Genomic DNA, 16,146 nt, shown 5'->3' with positions numbered 1-16,146 from the left:
CGAGTTGAACGAGTTTTATATGACCAAGCAGAAAATCAATGGCGAAGAACTGGTCGAGCTGACCAAGGCCGCGCTGGAAGACGTCAAGGCCCAGGATATCCAGGTCATCGACGTACGTGACAAGCACAGCCTGACCGACTACATGATCATCGCGACCGGTACCTCCAACCGCCAGATCAACGCCATGCTGGAAAAGGTCCGCGAAGCGGTCAAGGCCAAGGGTGCACAGCCCCTGGGCGAAGAAGGCAAGGGCGACAGCGACTGGGTACTGCTCGACCTCAACGACGTCATCGTGCACATGATGACCGCCGCTGCGCGTCAGTTCTACGACCTGGAACGCCTGTGGCTGGGCGCCGAGCAGAGCCGTGCCAACGACGGCAAGCACCACAGCCCGGAAAACGCCAGCCACGACTATTTCGACAAGCTCAAGGACCGGGAATAAGGACGGGTCATGCGCCTGCGCCTGATCGCGGTCGGTTCGCGCATGCCCAAGTGGGTCGAGGAAGGCTGGCATGAATACGCCAAGCGCCTGCCCTCGGAGCTTGCGCTGGAGCTGGTGGAGATCCCGCTCAATACCCGGGGCAAGAACGCCGATGTCGCCCGCCTGATTCGCCAGGAAGGCGAGGCCATGCTGGCCAAGGTACAGCCTGGGGAACGGATCGTGACCCTGGAAGTCCATGGCAAGCCCTGGAGTACCGAGCAACTGGCGGTTGAGCTGGATCGCTGGCGCCTGGATGCGCGTACGGTCAACCTGATGGTCGGCGGCCCGGAAGGGCTGGCGCCGGAAGTGTGCGCGCGCAGCGAGCAGCGTTGGTCGCTGTCGCCGCTGACCTTGCCGCACCCGCTGGTGCGGATACTGCTCGGCGAACAGATCTACCGCGCCTGGACCGTGTTGTCCGGGCATCCTTACCACAAATGAGCCTGTAAGCCGTCCGATGCCGCAGCAGATCCGCCTCAAGGACCACGAGAAAGACGCCCGCCTGGTGCGCAACCGCGTCGTGGTCGGCGCGGTGGCGATCATGCTGCTGGTGTGCGTGCTCATTGCGCGGCTGTATTACCTGCAGATCATCCAGTACGACTACCACTCCACGCTGTCGGAGAACAATCGGGTGCACGTGCAGCCGATTCCACCGACCCGCGGGCTGCTGTTCGACCGCAACGGGGTGATCATCGCCGACAACCGGCCCAGCTTCAGCTTGACCATGACCCGCGAACGCGCCGGGAAATGGCATGACGTGCTCGACACCATCATCGAGGTGCTCGAACTGACGCCCGATGACCGTGCCTTGTTCGAAAAGCGCATGAAGCAAGGGCGTCGGCCATTCGAGCCGGTGCCGATCCTGTTCGAGCTGACCGAAGAGCAGATCGCCCGTATCGCCGTCAACCAGTTCCGTCTACCGGGCGTGGAAGTGGCGGCGCAACTGGTGCGGCACTATCCGCAAGGGCCGCACTTCGCCCATTCGGTCGGCTATGTGGGGCGCATCAACGAGAAAGAGCTCAAGACCCTGGACCCTGTGAACTACAGCGGTACCCACCATATCGGCAAGACCGGTATCGAGCGTTTCTACGAAGATGAACTGCACGGCCAGGTGGGTTACGAGGAAGTCGAGACCAACGCCCGGGGCCGTGTGCTGCGGGTACTCAAGCGCACCGACCCGATCCCCGGCAAGGACATCGTGCTGAGCCTGGACATCAAGCTGCAAGAGGCCGCCGAGGCTGCACTGGCGGGGCGTCGTGGCGCTATCGTGGCGCTCGACCCGCGCACTGGCGAGGTGCTGGCGATGGTCAGCCAGCCGAGTTTCGACCCCAACCTGTTCGTCACCGGTATTGGCTTCAAGGCCTATGCCGAGCTGCGCGACTCGATCGACCGGCCCTTGTTCAACCGCGTATTGCGTGGCCTCTACCCGCCCGGCTCGACCATCAAGCCGGCGGTGGCCGTTGCCGGCCTGGACGCAGGCGTGATCAACGCCAGCACCCGGGTATTCGACCCGGGCTACTACCAATTGCCCAACAACGACCACAAGTACCGCAACAGGAACCGCACCGGCGATGGCTGGGTCGACCTCGACGTGGCGATCATGCGGTCCAATGACACGTACTTCTACGATCTTGCGCACAAAATGGGCATCGATCGCCTTTCCAACTACATGAACAAGTTCGGCATCGGCCAGAAGGTCTCGCTGGACATGTTCGAAGAATCGGCAGGCCTGATGCCATCCCGTGAATGGAAGCGTGCCACGCGTCGCCAGGCCTGGTTCCCAGGCGAAACGCTGATCCTCGGCATCGGCCAGGGCTACATGCAGGCCACGCCGCTGCAACTGGCCCAGGCCACCGCGCTGATCGCCAACAAAGGCAAGTGGAACCGCCCGCACCTGGCCAAGACCATCGAGGGCAAGCCGCCGGTGGACGACAACCCCATGGAAGACATCGTCCTGCGTGACAAGAACGACTGGGCCAAGGTCACCCACGGCATGGAGCAGGTGATGCACAACGCCCGCGGCACCGCGCGCAAGGCGACCAACGGTGTCCAGTACCGCATCGCCGGCAAGAGCGGCACCGCCCAGGTGGTAGCGATCAAGCAGGGCGAGAAGTACGACCGCAACAAACTCCAGGAACGCCACCGCGACCACGCCTTGTTCGTCGCCTTCGCCCCCGCCAACGATCCGAAGATCGTGGTGTCGGTGATGGTCGAGAACGGTGAGTCCGGCTCCGGCGTCGCCGCGCCGGTGGTGCGCCAGGTCATGGATGCCTGGCTGCTCGACGAAAGCGGCCACCTCAAGCCCGAGTTCGGCCCAGCCACCGTCGCCGAGGAAACGGCCCCGTGAAGAACAATTTCGACCGCATGCTCTCCAGCGAGGATGTGATGCGCAGGCGCGCCAGCTTCCTGCAGCGCATCCATGTCGATGGCCCGCTGTTGCTCATTTTGCTCACCCTGGCCGCCGGTAGCCTGTTCGTGCTGTATTCGGCCAGTGGCAAGAACTGGGACCTGCTGCTCAAGCAGGCAACCTCGTTCGGCATCGGCCTGGTGTCGATGCTGGTCATCGCCCAGTTCGAGCCGCGCTTCATGGCGCGCTGGATCCCACTGGGCTACGTGGCCGGTGTGCTGCTGCTGGTGGTGGTGGATGTCATGGGCCACAACGCCATGGGCGCCACGCGCTGGATCAACATCCCCGGGGTGATTCGCTTCCAGCCCTCGGAGTTCATGAAGATCATCATGCCGGCGACCATCGCCTGGTACCTGGCCAAGCGCACCCTGCCGCCCGACCTCAAGCACGTGGCCATCAGCCTGATGCTGATCGGCGTGCCGTTCGCGCTCATCGTCCGCCAGCCCGACCTCGGCACCGCGCTGCTGATCCTCGCTTCGGGGGCCTTCGTGCTGTTCATGGGCGGGCTGCGCTGGCGCTGGATCCTGAGTGCAATCTGCGCCGTGGTGCCGATTGCCGTGGGGATGTGGTACTTCGTCATGCACGACTACCAGAAGCAGCGCGTGCTGACCTTCCTCGACCCGGAAAGCGACCCGCTGGGTACCGGCTGGAACATCATCCAGTCGAAGGCGGCGATCGGCTCGGGCGGGGTGTTCGGCAAGGGTTGGTTGCTGGGCACCCAATCGCACCTGGACTTCCTGCCTGAAAGCCACACCGACTTCATCATCGCCGTGCTCGGCGAGGAGTTTGGCCTGGTGGGCATCTGCCTGCTGCTGATCGTCTACCTGCTGCTGATCGGCCGTGGCCTGGTCATCACCGCGCAGGCCCAGACCCTGTTCGGCAAATTGCTGGCGGGTGGCCTGACCATGACCTTCTTTGTTTATGTATTCGTCAATATCGGTATGGTCAGCGGCCTGTTGCCCGTGGTGGGCGTGCCGCTGCCCTTCATCAGCTATGGCGGAACTTCGTTGGTGACGCTGCTGTCATCGTTTGGCGTTCTGATGTCGATCCACACGCACCGCAAGTGGATCGCGCAGGTTTGAAAAAGGTGAAGAGTTCAATGCAAGCAGTGCGAAGCTGGGCTGCCCGATGCGTGCCGTGGATCGGCGCGATGGGCCTGCTCGGTGCGGCCCAGCAGGCCAATGCCGGTGACTATGACGCATCGCCCCAAGTGGCCGAGTTCGTCGGCGAAATGACCCGCGACTACGGCTTCGCCGAGGAGCAGCTGATGGGCGTGTTCCGCGAGGTGCAGCGCAAGCAGGCGATTCTCGACGCCATTTCGCGGCCAGCCGAGCGGGTCAAGCCGTGGAAGGACTACCGCCCGATGTTCCTCACCGATGCGCGCATTGCCCGCGGCGTCGACTTCTGGCGCCAGCACGAGGCCGTGCTGGCCCGCGCCGAGCAGGAATATGGCGTGCCGGCCCAGGTGATCGTCTCGATCATCGGCGTGGAGACCTTCTTCGGCCGCAACACCGGCAACTACCGGGTGATCGATGCGCTGTCGACCCTGGGCTTCGACTACCCGCCGCGCGCTGAATTCTTCCGCAAGGAACTGCGCGAGTTCCTCTTGCTGGCACGCGATGAACAGCTCGACCCGCTGACCCTCAAGGGCTCCTACGCGGGCGCCATGGGCCTGCCGCAGTTCATGCCCAGCAGTTTCCGCCATTACGCCGTCGACTTCGACGGCGACGGCCACATCAATATCTGGAACAACCCCGACGACGCCATCGGCAGTGTCGCCAGCTACTTCAAACGCCATGGCTGGGTGGGCGGCGAGCCTGTGGTCAGCCGCGCCAGCGTGAGCGGTGCGCGTGTCGACGAAGGGCTGACCACCGGCATTGAACCTGTGAAGACGGTCGCGCAGTTGCGGGCCCTGGGGTGGTCGAGTCATGATGCGCTGCGCGATGATCTGCCGGTCACGGCTTTCCGGCTCGAAGGCGAGAACGGCCCGGAATACTGGATGGGCCTGAAGAACTTCTACGCGATCACGCGTTACAACCGCAGCGTGATGTACGCCATGGCGGTGCATCAGCTTTCTGAACAGCTGGTCCAGGCACGGGGCGTCAAGTAATGCGTGAACTCTTTACCACCAACACCTTCAAGCTGCTGACTTGCCTCGCGGTCAGCCTGACCCTGGCCAGTTGCTCGTCCAGCCGCCCGACGCCGCAGAGCAGCAGTGGCAATACCGTGCGCGCCCAGCCGGGCCTGGACATCAACCGGGCCCACAAGGATGGCGCGCCGTGGTGGGATGTGGATGTCAACAAGATCCCCGACGCCACCCCGACCGTGCACACCGGCAACTACAAGGCCAACCCCTATACGGTGCTGGGCAAGACCTACTACCCGATCCAGGAGTTTCGCAACTACCGCGCCGAGGGCACGGCCTCCTGGTATGGCACCAAGTTCCACGGCCAGAACACCGCCAACGGCGAGCTCTATGACCTTTATGGCATGAGCGCGGCGCACAAGACCCTGCCGCTGCCGGCCTACGTGCGCGTCACCAACCTGGCCAACGGGCGTAGCGTGATCCTGCGGGTGAACGACCGTGGCCCGTTCTACTCCGACCGCATCATCGACCTGTCGTACGCCGCGGCGAAGAAGCTCGGCTATGCCGAGAGCGGCACCGCCCATGTGCGCGTCGAGGGTATCGACCCGGAGCAATGGTGGGCCGAACGTGGCCAGAAGCCGCCGCTGGTGCTCAAGGAGCCGCAAGTGGCCCAGGCCCAGCCGGTGCCGGCCAATACCGGGCGCATCGAGCAGTGGACGCCGCCGGCGCAGCAGCACGCAGCGCCTGTGGTTCCGGTGCAGGTCGGTGGCAACAACGTACCGAGTAACAGCGGCGGCAGCTTCCTGCAGGTGGGCGCGTTCGCCAACCCGGATGCCGCCGAGCTGCTGCGCTCGAAGCTCAGCACCATGGTCAGCGCGCCGGTGTTCATCAGCTCCGTCGTGCGTAACCAGCAAACCCTGCACCGCGTACGCCTGGGGCCGATCAACAGCCAGGGCGAAATCCAGCAGGCCCAGGACAGCATTCGCCTGGCAAACCTGGGGCAGGCCAAGCTGGTCACTGACTGAGCCGACTCTAGCGGTCGGTTTTGTCATGAATTGCCGGGCGCTGCCATGTACAATGGCGGTTTTGCCCCTTGAGGCAAGGGCTGTACGCCAGCCCGGAAGCAGACTGAAACGCCGCGGCCCGCCCGCGGAACATCAGACACTTAGCGATTTACGAGAGACGGATGAACATCACCAACCTTGCCAAACGACTTTGCCTGCCTGTCCTGCTGCTGATCGCGCCCGCGTCGTTCGCGGCCGAGCAGATGATGCCGGCACCTCCGCAGCTGGCTGCCAAGTCCTATGTACTCATGGATGCGTCCAGCGGCAACGTGCTGGTCGAGAACAACGGTGACGAGCGCCTGCCGCCCGCCAGCCTGACCAAGCTGATGACCGCCTACATCGCCACCCTGGACATCCGTCGTGGCCAGATCGGCGAGAACGACCCGGTCACCGTCAGCGAGAACGCCTGGCGTACCGGCGGTTCGCGCATGTTCATCAAGGTCGGCAGCCAGGTCACCGTCAGCGACCTGCTGCACGGCATCATCATCCAGTCCGGCAACGATGCCTCCGTGGCCCTGGCCGAGCACATCGCCGGCAGCGAAGACGCCTTCGCCGACATGATGAACAAGACCTCCGCCGATCTTGGCATGTCCAACAGCCACTTCATGAACCCCACCGGCCTGCCGCACCCGGAGCACTACTCCTCGGCCCACGACATGGCCCTGCTGGCGCGCGCGATCATCAACGAAGACCCGGCGCACTACGCGATCTACTCGCAGAAAGAGTTCTATTGGAACAACATCAAGCAGCCTAACCGCAACCTGCTGCTGTGGCGCGACAAGACCGTCGATGGCCTGAAGACCGGCCACACCGAGGAAGCCGGCTACTGCATGGTGGCTTCGGCGGTACGTGACGGCCAGCGCCTGATCGCCGTGGTGTTCGGCACCAACAGCGAGCAGTCCCGCGCGGCCGAGACCCAGAAGCTGCTGACCTACGGTTTCCGCTTCTTCGAAACCCAGACCTTCTACCAGAAGGGCACCGAGCTGAGCCAGGCACCGGTCTGGAAGGGCGCCACCAACCAGGTCAAGGCTGGCCTGGCCAACGACCTGACCATGACCATGCCTAAAGGCCAGTTGAAGCGCCTGCAGGCTTCGATGACCATGAACCCGCAACTGACCGCGCCCATCGCCAAAGGTGACGTGATCGGTAAAGTGGAAGTCAAACTGGACGAGAAAGTGGTTCACAGCGCCGACCTGATCGCCCTCGACGGCGTCGAGGAAGGCGGTTTCCTGCGCCGTATGTGGGATAGCATTCGTCTATTCTTCTATGGCTTGTTCAACTGATACGTGACCTGCATGCCCCCGCGTAACGCCGCGGGGGCATTGTTGTTGCCACGCCTTACGAGGGCGTTTGCGCCATGAGCGAACCCGACGTCAAGTCGCATAAAATCGAATTCCCCTGCGAGGATTACCCCATCAAGGTCATCGGCGATACCGTGGTCGGTTTCCGCGATACCGTGATCGAAATCCTCAGCAAGCATGCCAAGGTCGACCTGAGCACCCTGGCCGAGCGTCAAAGCAAGGAAGGCAAGTACACCACCGTACAGTTGCACATCGTTGCCGAGAGCGAGAACCAGCTGCACGACATCAACAGTGCCCTGCGAGCCACTGGCATCGTCAAAATGGTGCTGTGATGCAGGCATGCCTCGGTTTTCGCGATCTTGGCCTGCAGCCCTATGAACCGGTGCTGGAGGCCATGCGTCGGTTCACCGAGCAGCGCGGGCCGCAAAGCCTTGATGAAGTGTGGTTGGTCGAGCACCCAGCGGTGTTCACCCAGGGCCAGGCCGGCAAGGCCGAGCACCTGCTGGTGCCGGGCGATATCCCGGTGGTGCAGACCGACCGCGGTGGCCAGGTGACCTACCATGGCCCCGGGCAGTTGGTGGCCTACCTGCTGTTGGATGTGCGGCGCCTGGGTATCGGCGTGCGCGAACTGGTCAGCCGCATCGAGCAGACGTTGGTCGAGCTGCTGTCCAGCTACGGTGTCCAGGCCGTGGCCAAGCCCGATGCACCGGGCGTGTATGTCGACGGGGCGAAGATCGCCTCCCTGGGTTTGCGAATTCGCAATGGTCGTTCTTTCCACGGCCTTGCCTTGAACGTGGACATGGACCTTGCGCCATTCCGCCGAATCAACCCCTGCGGGTACGCCGGGCTGGCGATGACCCAGCTGCGCGACCTGGCAGGGCCGATCGAACTCGACGAGGTCAGGACGAGGCTGCGTGGACAGCTGGTCAGGCACCTCGACTATGCAGAGCAGACGACCCTCACGGGCGGAATCGACTGAATATGACAACTGTGCAAGAAGCCGTGCCGAACCTGATCCCTACCCAGGATGTCACCCCGCGCCCCGCGCCGAAGAAGGTGGAAGCTGGGGTTAAACTGCGTGGCGCCGAGAAGGTGGCGCGCATCCCGGTGAAGATCATTCCCACCGAAGAACTGCCGAAGAAGCCCGACTGGATCCGCGTGCGTATCCCGGTTTCCCCGGAGGTCGACCGCATCAAGCAGCTGTTGCGCAAGCACAAGCTGCACAGCGTGTGCGAAGAGGCTTCTTGCCCGAACCTGGGCGAGTGCTTCTCCGGCGGCACCGCCACGTTCATGATCATGGGCGACATCTGCACCCGTCGCTGCCCGTTCTGCGACGTCGGCCACGGCCGGCCGAAGCCACTGGACCTGGACGAGCCGAAGAACCTGGCCGTCGCCATCGCCGACCTGCGCCTGAAGTACGTGGTGATCACTTCGGTTGACCGCGACGACCTGCGTGACGGCGGTGCCCAGCACTTCGCCGACTGCATCCGCGAGATCCGCGCGCTGTCGCCGGGCGTGCAGCTGGAAACCCTGGTGCCAGACTACCGCGGCCGTATGGACGTGGCGCTGGAAATCACCGCGCAGACCCCGCCGGACGTGTTCAACCACAACCTGGAAACCGTACCGCGCCTGTACAAGGCCGCGCGTCCAGGCTCGGACTACGATTGGTCGCTGGACCTTCTGCAGAAATTCAAGCAAATGGTTCCGCATGTGCCGACCAAGTCGGGCCTGATGCTCGGCCTGGGCGAGACCGACGAGGAAGTCATCGAGGTGATGCACCGCATGCGCGAGCACGACATCGACATGCTGACCCTCGGCCAGTACCTGCAACCTTCGCGCAGCCACCTGCCAGTACAGCGCTTCGTCCACCCGGACACCTTCGCCTGGTTCGCTGAGGAAGGCTACAAGATGGGCTTCAAGAACGTGGCCTCCGGGCCGTTGGTGCGTTCGTCCTACCACGCCGACCAGCAGGCGCACGAAGCCAAGATCAAGCTCTGATCGGGGCTGAGTGAAAAATGCCGATGCGCGCCTGGTGGCGGCATCGGCATTTTTTTGCCTGGCATATGTCCCAGTGGGGAGGGTCGTAGTGCTTGTGCATAGTTGACGCGCATTCGACCTGACAAGGAGTTGTTTCATGAACTGTATTGAATCGCCTGCACGGGTGTTGCCCAAGGCTCTGCCAGACAACGCCTGCTTCGCTATCGTCGCCCCCGCAGGGCCTGCCCGGCTGGATGCCGAAAAGGCTGTGCAGTGGTTTGCCAGTCGGGGTTACCGATGCCGCATTTACCCCGGTGTCGGCCAGGCGCAGGGTTACCTGGCTGGCTCGGATGCCCAGCGTCTGCAAGACCTGCACGATGCCTTCAGCGACCCTGCCGTAGACGCCATCCTGTGCATGCGTGGCGGCTACGGCAGCATGCGCCTGCTCGACCGTCTGGATTTCGACCTGATTGGACGCCACCCCAAGCCGTTGATCGGATACAGCGATATCACCGCCTTGCACAGCGCGATCAACCGCTATGCGGGGTTCGTCACCTTCCATGGTGCGATGCTCAATGCCGACCTGCTGGGAAACAAACAGGAGCCGACCACCCGCTCACTGCTCGATCAGCTGTGTGGCCAGATAGGGGCAGGGGACGCGCTTGTACACCCCGCAGCCTACCCGCTGACGGCCGTGATACCCGGCGCTGCCAGCGGTCGGTTGGTCGGCGGTAACCTGTCGATGCTGGGCGCAACGCTGGGCACGCTGGCCGAAGTCGATATGCAGGGCAGCATCCTGTTCATCGAGGACGTCAACGAGCCGCTGTACCGGATCGACCGGCTGCTGACCCAGTTGCGCCTGGCAGGCAAGCTGGCGGGCGTACGCGGTGTGCTAGTGGGGGATTTCGCTGGGGTTAGCGTGGCGGCGCTGACGCCGTTGCTGCGGGATATCTTCGAGCCACTGGGTGTGCCGGTGCTGGCAGGCTGGCGTAGCGGGCACTGCGACCCGAATCTGTGCCTACCCTTGGGCGCCAACGTGCGGCTCGATAGTGATGGTAAGGCATTGCTGCTGGAGCAGGCGCTGTTCAGCTAGACCTTGGTGGTACGGCCTGTAGGAGCGGGCTTGCCCGCGAACACGGGCGCAGCCCGTGCCATGGACCGCAGTGCCTTCTTCGCGGGCAAGCCCGCTCCTACAGGTGGCGATGCGCCGCGAAACTCAGCGCTGACGCAGGCTATCGAGCAACCTGTGCGTCGGGTACCCATCGGCCGGCCAGCCCTGCGCCTGCTGCGCATTGCGGATGGCCTTGCGGGTGTTGGCGCCGATGATGCCGTCGGCATTGCCTGCCTCATGCCCGCTGGCATTGAGCAGGTTCTGCAGCTCCATGCGTTCGCTGCGGCTCAGCGGCAGGTCATCCTTCGGCCAGCTGCCAGCGATGAAGCCCCAGCCGCTGAAACGGTCGCCCAGCAGGCCGACGGCCAATGCGTAGGAGGACGAGTTGTTGTACTTGAGGATCGCGCGGAAGTTATCCAGTACCAGGAACGCCGGGCCGCGGGCGCCTGCGGGCAACAGCAGGGCGGCGGAGAGCTGGCTGCTGCCGACCGGCAACTGGGTGCCAGCAGGCAGCTTCACGCCCAGCAGCAGCCACTCGCTGACTGGCTTGCGCTGTGCGCCGTCGGCCAGCCAGTAGTCGAAGCCCGCCGGCACCTGAACCTCAAAGCCCCAGGGTTGGCCGTGTTTCCAGCCAGAGGCTTGCAGGTAGTGGGCCGTCGAGGCCAGGGCGTCGGCGCTGCTGTTCCAGATGTCGCGGCGGCCATCGCCATCGAAGTCGACCGCGTGGGTGTTGTAGGTGGTGGGGATGAACTGGGTCTGTCCCATAGCCCCGGCCCACGAGCCGCGCATGGCCTCGGGCTGGATATCGCCGTTCTGCAGGATTTGCAGGGCGGCGATCAGCTGGTCCTGGGCGAAGGTCGGGCGACGGCCCTCATAGGCCAAGGTGGCCAGGGAGCGGATCACCGACTTGTTGCCCTGGAAGGTGCCGAAGTTGCTCTCCATGCCCCAGACCGACACCAGGGTCTGGCGGTCCACGCCATAGCGTTGCTCGATACGGGTCAACAGTTCGGCGTTCTGCTCCAGCAGTTTCTTGCCATTGCGCACGCGCACCGGCGACAGCGCGCCATCGAGGTATTCCCATACTGGACGGGTGAATTCCGGCTGGCTGCGGTCAGCCTTGATCACGTCCATGTCCGGGGTGACACCGAGGAACGCGCGATCGAACAGGCTGGCACTGATACCGGCCTGCAAGGCTTGCTGGCGAAAGCCTGCTTGCCATTGGGCGAAGGTTTGCAGTGGCTGGATTTCGTTACTGGTGCTTGGCGTGGCGCCCGGCAGGTTGACCACGGGGTTGGGCTGGGCGGGAGCGAGCGGCAGGGCATCGGCGGCGGTGGGTTTTTCCGCGCAGGCGACGAGCAGAATCAAGCTTGAGGCCGCGATCAGCTGGCGGGGTTGCCAGCGTTGGGAAAGACGGAGGGGCATGCACAGATCCAGGTTTGCAGTTCAAGTGCAGACCATACCATGACTGCGTCTTTTCATGCCGCCAGAAAGGAAGAAGCCTCCCACTCTCTCGAGTGGAAGGCTTCGCGGCGGTAGCTGCCCTTGCCTTTGCCTGCCCGCTCCTGGCGGCTACGGAACAGGGGTTGGGCGATGATCGACTTGGCCTTGTTCGGGCCGTGTTTCTTCGGTTTCTTGCTCATGGCGAAGCTCCCGGTTGGGTGATGATCGGGGCGCACTTTAAGGCCACAGGCAGGGTGGGACCAATTGATTGTGTTTATGAGCGCAGTTACTCCGGCGGCAACGCGATCCGCTGTCCGGCCATCAGCAGCGAAAGCCGCGCCAGGCTGGTCCATGGCGAGCCTTCGGCCTGGCCCTTGATCTGTGCATCGATACGCTGGGCATCCTGCAGCAGCTGCGCCCAGCGCTGCGCCGAAAGGCGCTGCAAGGCTTTGCTGACCAGGGGGCGGCGTTTGTCCCACACGGGCGGGCGTGCCTGGCTGAAGGCTTTGTCCAAGGGCACGCCCTGGCTGAACTGTTGCGCAAGGCCCGCAAGCTGACGCAGCTCCCGCGCCAGGGCCCAGAGAATCACCGGGGGTTCCACGCCTTCACCGCGCAAGCCCTCGAGCATGCGCAGGGCATGGCCGGCTTCGCCATTGAGAATGGCATCGACCAGGCCGAATACGTCGAAGCGTGCACTGTCGGCCACGGCGGCCTGCACGGTTTCCACGGTGATCTGGTTGCCCTCGGCCAGTAGCTTGAGCTTTTCGATTTCCTGGGCGGCCGCCAGCAGGTTGCCCTCTACCCGCGCAGCAATCAGGTCCACTGCATCGCGTTGGGCCGACAGCCCGGCCTGCACCAGGCGCTGGTTGATCCATTGCGGCAGTTGCTGGGCGTCCACCGGCCAGATCTGGATGAACTGGCAGTGTGCACCTTCCACCAGCGCCTTGCCCCACTTGGTCTTCTGCGCGCTGCCATCGAGCTTGGGCAGGCTGATCAACAGCAGGGTGTCTTCGGCGGGGCGCGAGCAATACTCGATCAGCGCTGCAGCGCCTTTGTCACCCGGCTTGCCGGAGGGCAGGCGCAGCTCCAGCAGGCGCTTCTGGGCGAACAGCGACAGGCTCGCACCGGCCAGCAGCAGGTTGCCCCAGTCGAAGTTGGCGTCGGCGCTGAACACCTGGCGTTCGTCGAAGCCTTGCTGGCGCGCGGCGTTGCGAATGGCGTCGGCGGCTTCCTGGCACAGCAGCGGGTCGTCGCCGCTGACCACGTATACGGGGGCCAGGCTGCCTTGCAGGTGCTTGTTGAGTTGGGCGGGGGAAAGCTTCATGTGAAGGTCGGGGCACCGAGGTGCCCCGTTCCGGCTCAGTTGGCCGGGATTTCCAGCGGCGACTGCTGCGGCGTGGCGTCCTGGATGCGTTGGGCCTCGCGCAGGGCTTCGGCTTCGGCACGGGCACGTTCGTCAGCCTGCTGCTGCAGCTGGTCGAGGCGTGCCGGGGTCAGCTGTTGCAGGCGAACCAGCAGGCGCTGGACCTGGTCGCGACGCATCTCTTCGCGAACTTGCGTGGCTTCCTGGCCGGAACCGGTGATGTTGTTGCCGTCGTGGATGTAGATACGGCGCACTTCCACCTTGTCTTCCAGCAGCAGCGCATCGTTCAGGCCGACAATGGCGTACTTTGTCACCACGGTCAGTTCGTACTCGGCCGAGCGGCTGCCGCCGGAGTAGGTGGCAGCTCGGGTTTGATCCTGCTCGTCGGTCAGGATCAGCTTGTAGGGCGCGCCCGCGTGGACGTTGACGCCGCTGGTCTCGAGTGCGCGGCGCAGTTGCGTGACGGTCTCGCCGTAGGCGTTGCGTGCGCTGACGTCCAGCTCCTTGATGGCCAGTTCGGTGGTGCCGCGCAGCTGGAAACCACAGGCGCTGAGCAAGACGGCCAGGCCTATAACCAGCAGATTGCGTTTGATCATGTTGTTGCTCCCTTGTGGGCCGATTACGCCCGCCCGCGCAGTGCGCGGGCGGGCGCTGCCATCAGTTGGCGACGATGTTGACCAGCTTGCCCGGTACGACGATGACCTTGCGGATGGTCAGGCCATCGAGGAAACGCAGGACATTCTCGTTGTTGCGGGCGGCCGCTTCGATTTCCTCGCGGCTGGCGGCGGCGGGCATTTCTACCTGACCACGCAGCTTGCCGTTGACCTGTACTACCAGGGTGAGGGTGTCCTGCACCAGGGCGCTCTCGTCCACGGTTGGCCAGGTGGCGTCGATGACAGCCTGGTCGTGGCCCAGTTGTTTCCACAGTTCGTGGCTCAGGTGCGGGGTGATTGGCGACAGCAGCAGAACCACGGCCTCCAGGCCTTCCTGAAGCAGGGCGCGATCCTGTTCGCTGACCTGCGGGGCTTTTTCCAGCACGTTCATCACGGTCATCACCTGGGCGATGGCGGTGTTGAACTTGTGGTACTGGCCCACGTCGGTGCTGGCCTGCTTGATGGCGGCGTGGATGGCGCGGCGGATGACCTTCTGCTCGTCGTTCAGCGCGGCGATGTCCAGCTGGCCTGGCAGGCCCTGGCTGACATGGGCATGGGCCAGGCGCCAGACGCGGCGCAGGAAGCGGCTGGCGCCTTCGACGCCGGAGTCGGACCATTCCAGGCTCATGTCAGGCGGCGAGGCGAACATCATGAACAGGCGGCAGGTGTCGGCGCCATAGGCGTCGATCATGGCCTGCGGGTCGACACCGTTGTTCTTCGATTTCGACATCTTCTCGGTGCCGCCGATTTCCACCGGCAGGCCGTCGGTCTTCAGGCGTGCGCCGATGATCTTGGCCTTGGCATCGCGCTCGATCTCGACGTCGGCTGGGTTGAACCAGTCCTTGCCGCCGTTGCTGGCCACGCGGTAGTAGGTCTCGGCGACCACCATGCCCTGGGTCAGCAGGTTCTTGAACGGCTCGTTGGAGGTGACCAGGCCTTCATCGCGCATCAGCTTGTGGAAGAAGCGCGCGTACAGCAGGTGCAGGATGGCGTGTTCGATGCCGCCGATGTACTGGTCGACCGGCAGCCAGTGGTTGGCGGCCTTCGGATCGACCAGGCCACCTTCGTAGTTCGGCGAGGCGTAGCGGGCGAAGTACCAGGACGACTCGACGAAGGTGTCCATGGTGTCGGTTTCGCGCTTGGCCGCGGTGCCGCACTTCGGGCAGGTGCATTCGTAGAATTCGGGCATGCGCGCCAGTGGCGAGCCGGCGCCATCCGGCACTACGTTCTCTGGCAGGGTGACCGGCAGTTGGTTTTCCGGCACCGGCACGTCGCCGCACGATGGGCAGTGGATGATCGGGATCGGGCAGCCCCAGTAGCGCTGGCGGCTGATGCCCCAGTCGCGCAGGCGGAACTGGGTACGCGATTTGCCCAGTTCCTTGCGAATCAGCGCAGCCTCGATTGCGTCGAAGGCGCCTGGGAAGTCCAGGCCGTCGAACTCGCCGGAGTTGATCAACTGGCCGTGCTCGCCGTAGGCGGCCTGCCATTCGCTGCCGACGTCGTCGCCCGCGGTGGTGCGCACCACGGCCTTGACCGGCAGGTTGTACTTGTGGGCGAACTCGAAATCGCGCTCGTCGTGGGCCGGTACGGCCATTACGGCGCCATCGCCGTAGTGCATCAGCACGTAGTTGGCGACCCATACCGGCAGCTTCTCGCCGGTCAGCGGGTGCTCGACCTTCAGGGAAGTGGCCATGCCTTTCTTCTCCTGGGTGGCCATGTCGGCTTCGGCCACGCTGCCGCTCTTGCATTCATCGATGAACGCTTGCAGCGCCGGGTTGCCCTGGGCTGCCTGGGTGGCCAGCGGGTGCTCGGCGGCGACGGCCACGTAGGTGGCGCCCATCAGGGTGTCGGGGCGGGTGGTGAAGACCTTGAGCGCGCCGGCATGGCCGATGCTGGCTTCATCGTACGGGAACTGCACTTCCATGCCGCGCGACTTGCCGATCCAGTTGCGCTGCATGGTCTTGACCTGCTCAGGCCAGCCCGGCAGCTCGTCGAGGCTTTCCAGCAGCTCGTCGGCGTAGTCGGTGATGCGGAAGTAGTACATCGGGATTTCGCGCTTCTCGATCAACGCGCCCGAACGCCAGCCGCGGCCATCGATGACCTGCTCGTTGGCCAGTACGGTCTGGTCGGCCGGGTCCCAGTTGACAGTGCCGTTCTTGCGGTAGATCACGCCTTTTTCGAACAGGCGGGTGAACAGCCACTGCTCCCAGCGGTAGTAGTCCGGCTTGCAGGTGGTGACTTCGCGCGACCAGTCGAAGGCCAGGCC

The 16,146-nt window shown here is 64.1% G+C and carries 16 protein-coding genes; 11 read left to right on the top strand and 5 right to left on the bottom strand.

Annotated features, from left to right (window positions below; genetic code table 11):
* Positions 1-19: 19 nt before the first annotated feature.
* The 11 genes from rsfS to ACQKPE_RS18700 all read left to right on the top strand — a co-directional run bounded on the left by rsfS (position 20) and on the right by ACQKPE_RS18700 (position 10,406).
* On the top strand, positions 20-442 hold the full coding sequence (rsfS, locus tag ACQKPE_RS18750) for a ribosome silencing factor (RefSeq protein ID WP_375099218.1): 423 nt from the start codon (positions 20-22) through the stop codon (positions 440-442).
* Between the two features lie 9 nt (positions 443-451).
* Positions 452-919 (top strand): 23S rRNA (pseudouridine(1915)-N(3))-methyltransferase RlmH, encoded by a 468-nt coding sequence (rlmH, locus tag ACQKPE_RS18745; RefSeq protein WP_427668118.1) that lies wholly within the window; start codon positions 452-454, stop codon positions 917-919.
* 16 nt (positions 920-935) lie between these two features.
* Positions 936-2,825 carry a penicillin-binding protein 2 gene (gene mrdA, locus ACQKPE_RS18740; protein WP_427668117.1) on the top strand — a complete coding sequence of 630 codons (1,890 nt, stop codon included), beginning with the start codon at positions 936-938 and terminating at the stop codon, positions 2,823-2,825.
* A gap of 38 nt (positions 2,826-2,863) precedes the next feature.
* On the top strand, positions 2,864-3,967 hold the full coding sequence (gene rodA / locus ACQKPE_RS18735) for a rod shape-determining protein RodA (RefSeq protein ID WP_427668134.1): 1,104 nt from the start codon (positions 2,864-2,866) through the stop codon (positions 3,965-3,967).
* Positions 3,968-3,984: 17 nt separating this feature from the next.
* Complete coding sequence (mltB, locus tag ACQKPE_RS18730; protein WP_427668116.1) at positions 3,985-4,995, top strand: lytic murein transglycosylase B; 1,011 nt, start codon at positions 3,985-3,987, stop codon at positions 4,993-4,995.
* On the top strand, positions 4,995-5,996 hold the full coding sequence (locus tag ACQKPE_RS18725; RefSeq protein WP_427668115.1) for a septal ring lytic transglycosylase RlpA family protein: 1,002 nt from the start codon (positions 4,995-4,997) through the stop codon (positions 5,994-5,996). Before mltB ends, ACQKPE_RS18725 begins: the two co-directional genes overlap by 1 nt.
* A gap of 161 nt (positions 5,997-6,157) precedes the next feature.
* Positions 6,158-7,318 carry a D-alanyl-D-alanine carboxypeptidase family protein gene (locus ACQKPE_RS18720; RefSeq protein WP_375099223.1) on the top strand — a complete coding sequence of 387 codons (1,161 nt, stop codon included), beginning with the start codon at positions 6,158-6,160 and terminating at the stop codon, positions 7,316-7,318.
* Positions 7,319-7,392: 74 nt separating this feature from the next.
* Positions 7,393-7,668: a DUF493 domain-containing protein gene (locus ACQKPE_RS18715; protein ID WP_213658440.1), complete on the top strand. Its 276-nt coding sequence runs from the start codon at positions 7,393-7,395 to the stop codon at positions 7,666-7,668.
* Positions 7,668-8,315, top strand: a complete 648-nt coding sequence (gene lipB / locus ACQKPE_RS18710; RefSeq protein WP_427668114.1) for a lipoyl(octanoyl) transferase LipB — start codon at positions 7,668-7,670, stop codon at positions 8,313-8,315. Before ACQKPE_RS18715 ends, lipB begins: the two co-directional genes overlap by 1 nt.
* A 2-nt stretch (positions 8,316-8,317) precedes the next feature.
* A complete protein-coding gene (gene lipA, locus ACQKPE_RS18705; RefSeq protein ID WP_225935834.1) occupies positions 8,318-9,334 on the top strand; it encodes a lipoyl synthase in 1,017 nt (338 codons plus the stop codon).
* A 136-nt stretch (positions 9,335-9,470) separates the two neighbouring features.
* Positions 9,471-10,406, top strand: coding sequence for a S66 peptidase family protein (locus tag ACQKPE_RS18700; protein ID WP_427668113.1), 936 nt, complete (start codon positions 9,471-9,473; stop codon positions 10,404-10,406).
* 123 nt (positions 10,407-10,529) lie between these two features.
* Here ACQKPE_RS18700 and ACQKPE_RS18695 read toward each other — a convergent pair whose 3' ends face one another.
* The 5 genes from ACQKPE_RS18695 to leuS all read right to left on the bottom strand — a co-directional run.
* Positions 10,530-11,846 carry a lytic murein transglycosylase gene (locus ACQKPE_RS18695; protein WP_427668112.1) on the bottom strand — a complete coding sequence of 439 codons (1,317 nt, stop codon included), beginning with the start codon at positions 11,844-11,846 and terminating at the stop codon, positions 10,530-10,532.
* 53 nt (positions 11,847-11,899) lie between these two features.
* Complete coding sequence (gene arfA / locus ACQKPE_RS18690; protein ID WP_427668111.1) at positions 11,900-12,064, bottom strand: alternative ribosome rescue factor ArfA; 165 nt, start codon at positions 12,062-12,064, stop codon at positions 11,900-11,902.
* An 86-nt stretch (positions 12,065-12,150) separates the two neighbouring features.
* Positions 12,151-13,188: a DNA polymerase III subunit delta gene (holA, locus tag ACQKPE_RS18685; RefSeq protein WP_427668110.1), complete on the bottom strand. Its 1,038-nt coding sequence runs from the start codon at positions 13,186-13,188 to the stop codon at positions 12,151-12,153.
* A gap of 35 nt (positions 13,189-13,223) precedes the next feature.
* Positions 13,224-13,823 carry an LPS assembly lipoprotein LptE gene (gene lptE / locus ACQKPE_RS18680; protein WP_427668109.1) on the bottom strand — a complete coding sequence of 200 codons (600 nt, stop codon included), beginning with the start codon at positions 13,821-13,823 and terminating at the stop codon, positions 13,224-13,226.
* Between the two features lie 61 nt (positions 13,824-13,884).
* On the bottom strand, positions 13,885-16,146 hold a 2,262-nt coding region (leuS, locus tag ACQKPE_RS18675; RefSeq protein ID WP_427668108.1), incomplete at its 5' end, for a leucine--tRNA ligase.

The sequence above is a fragment of the Pseudomonas sp. NPDC089554 genome (assembly GCF_050280645.1).
Lineage (GTDB): Bacteria > Pseudomonadota > Gammaproteobacteria > Pseudomonadales > Pseudomonadaceae > Aquipseudomonas.
Note: the sequence above shows the minus strand (reverse complement) of the source record. Positions and strands in the feature narration are given on the sequence as shown.

What these genes read in the sequence shown, in the direction of transcription:
- rsfS (WP_375099218.1), top strand. Translation starts at nt 20, where the DNA reads ATGACCAAGCAGAAAATCAATGGCGAAGAACTGGTCGAGCTGACCAAG.
- rlmH (WP_427668118.1), top strand. Translation starts at nt 452, where the DNA reads ATGCGCCTGCGCCTGATCGCGGTCGGTTCGCGCATGCCCAAGTGGGTC.
- mrdA (WP_427668117.1), top strand. Translation starts at nt 936, where the DNA reads ATGCCGCAGCAGATCCGCCTCAAGGACCACGAGAAAGACGCCCGCCTG.
- rodA (WP_427668134.1), top strand. Translation starts at nt 2,864, where the DNA reads ATGCGCAGGCGCGCCAGCTTCCTGCAGCGCATCCATGTCGATGGCCCG.
- mltB (WP_427668116.1), top strand. Translation starts at nt 3,985, where the DNA reads ATGCAAGCAGTGCGAAGCTGGGCTGCCCGATGCGTGCCGTGGATCGGC.
- ACQKPE_RS18725 (WP_427668115.1), top strand. Translation starts at nt 4,995, where the DNA reads ATGCGTGAACTCTTTACCACCAACACCTTCAAGCTGCTGACTTGCCTC.
- ACQKPE_RS18720 (WP_375099223.1), top strand. Translation starts at nt 6,158, where the DNA reads ATGAACATCACCAACCTTGCCAAACGACTTTGCCTGCCTGTCCTGCTG.
- ACQKPE_RS18715 (WP_213658440.1), top strand. Translation starts at nt 7,393, where the DNA reads ATGAGCGAACCCGACGTCAAGTCGCATAAAATCGAATTCCCCTGCGAG.
- lipB (WP_427668114.1), top strand. Translation starts at nt 7,668, where the DNA reads ATGCAGGCATGCCTCGGTTTTCGCGATCTTGGCCTGCAGCCCTATGAA.
- lipA (WP_225935834.1), top strand. Translation starts at nt 8,318, where the DNA reads ATGACAACTGTGCAAGAAGCCGTGCCGAACCTGATCCCTACCCAGGAT.
- ACQKPE_RS18700 (WP_427668113.1), top strand. Translation starts at nt 9,471, where the DNA reads ATGAACTGTATTGAATCGCCTGCACGGGTGTTGCCCAAGGCTCTGCCA.
- ACQKPE_RS18695 (WP_427668112.1), bottom strand. Translation starts at nt 11,846, where the DNA reads ATGCCCCTCCGTCTTTCCCAACGCTGGCAACCCCGCCAGCTGATCGCG.
- arfA (WP_427668111.1), bottom strand. Translation starts at nt 12,064, where the DNA reads ATGAGCAAGAAACCGAAGAAACACGGCCCGAACAAGGCCAAGTCGATC.
- holA (WP_427668110.1), bottom strand. Translation starts at nt 13,188, where the DNA reads ATGAAGCTTTCCCCCGCCCAACTCAACAAGCACCTGCAAGGCAGCCTG.
- lptE (WP_427668109.1), bottom strand. Translation starts at nt 13,823, where the DNA reads ATGATCAAACGCAATCTGCTGGTTATAGGCCTGGCCGTCTTGCTCAGC.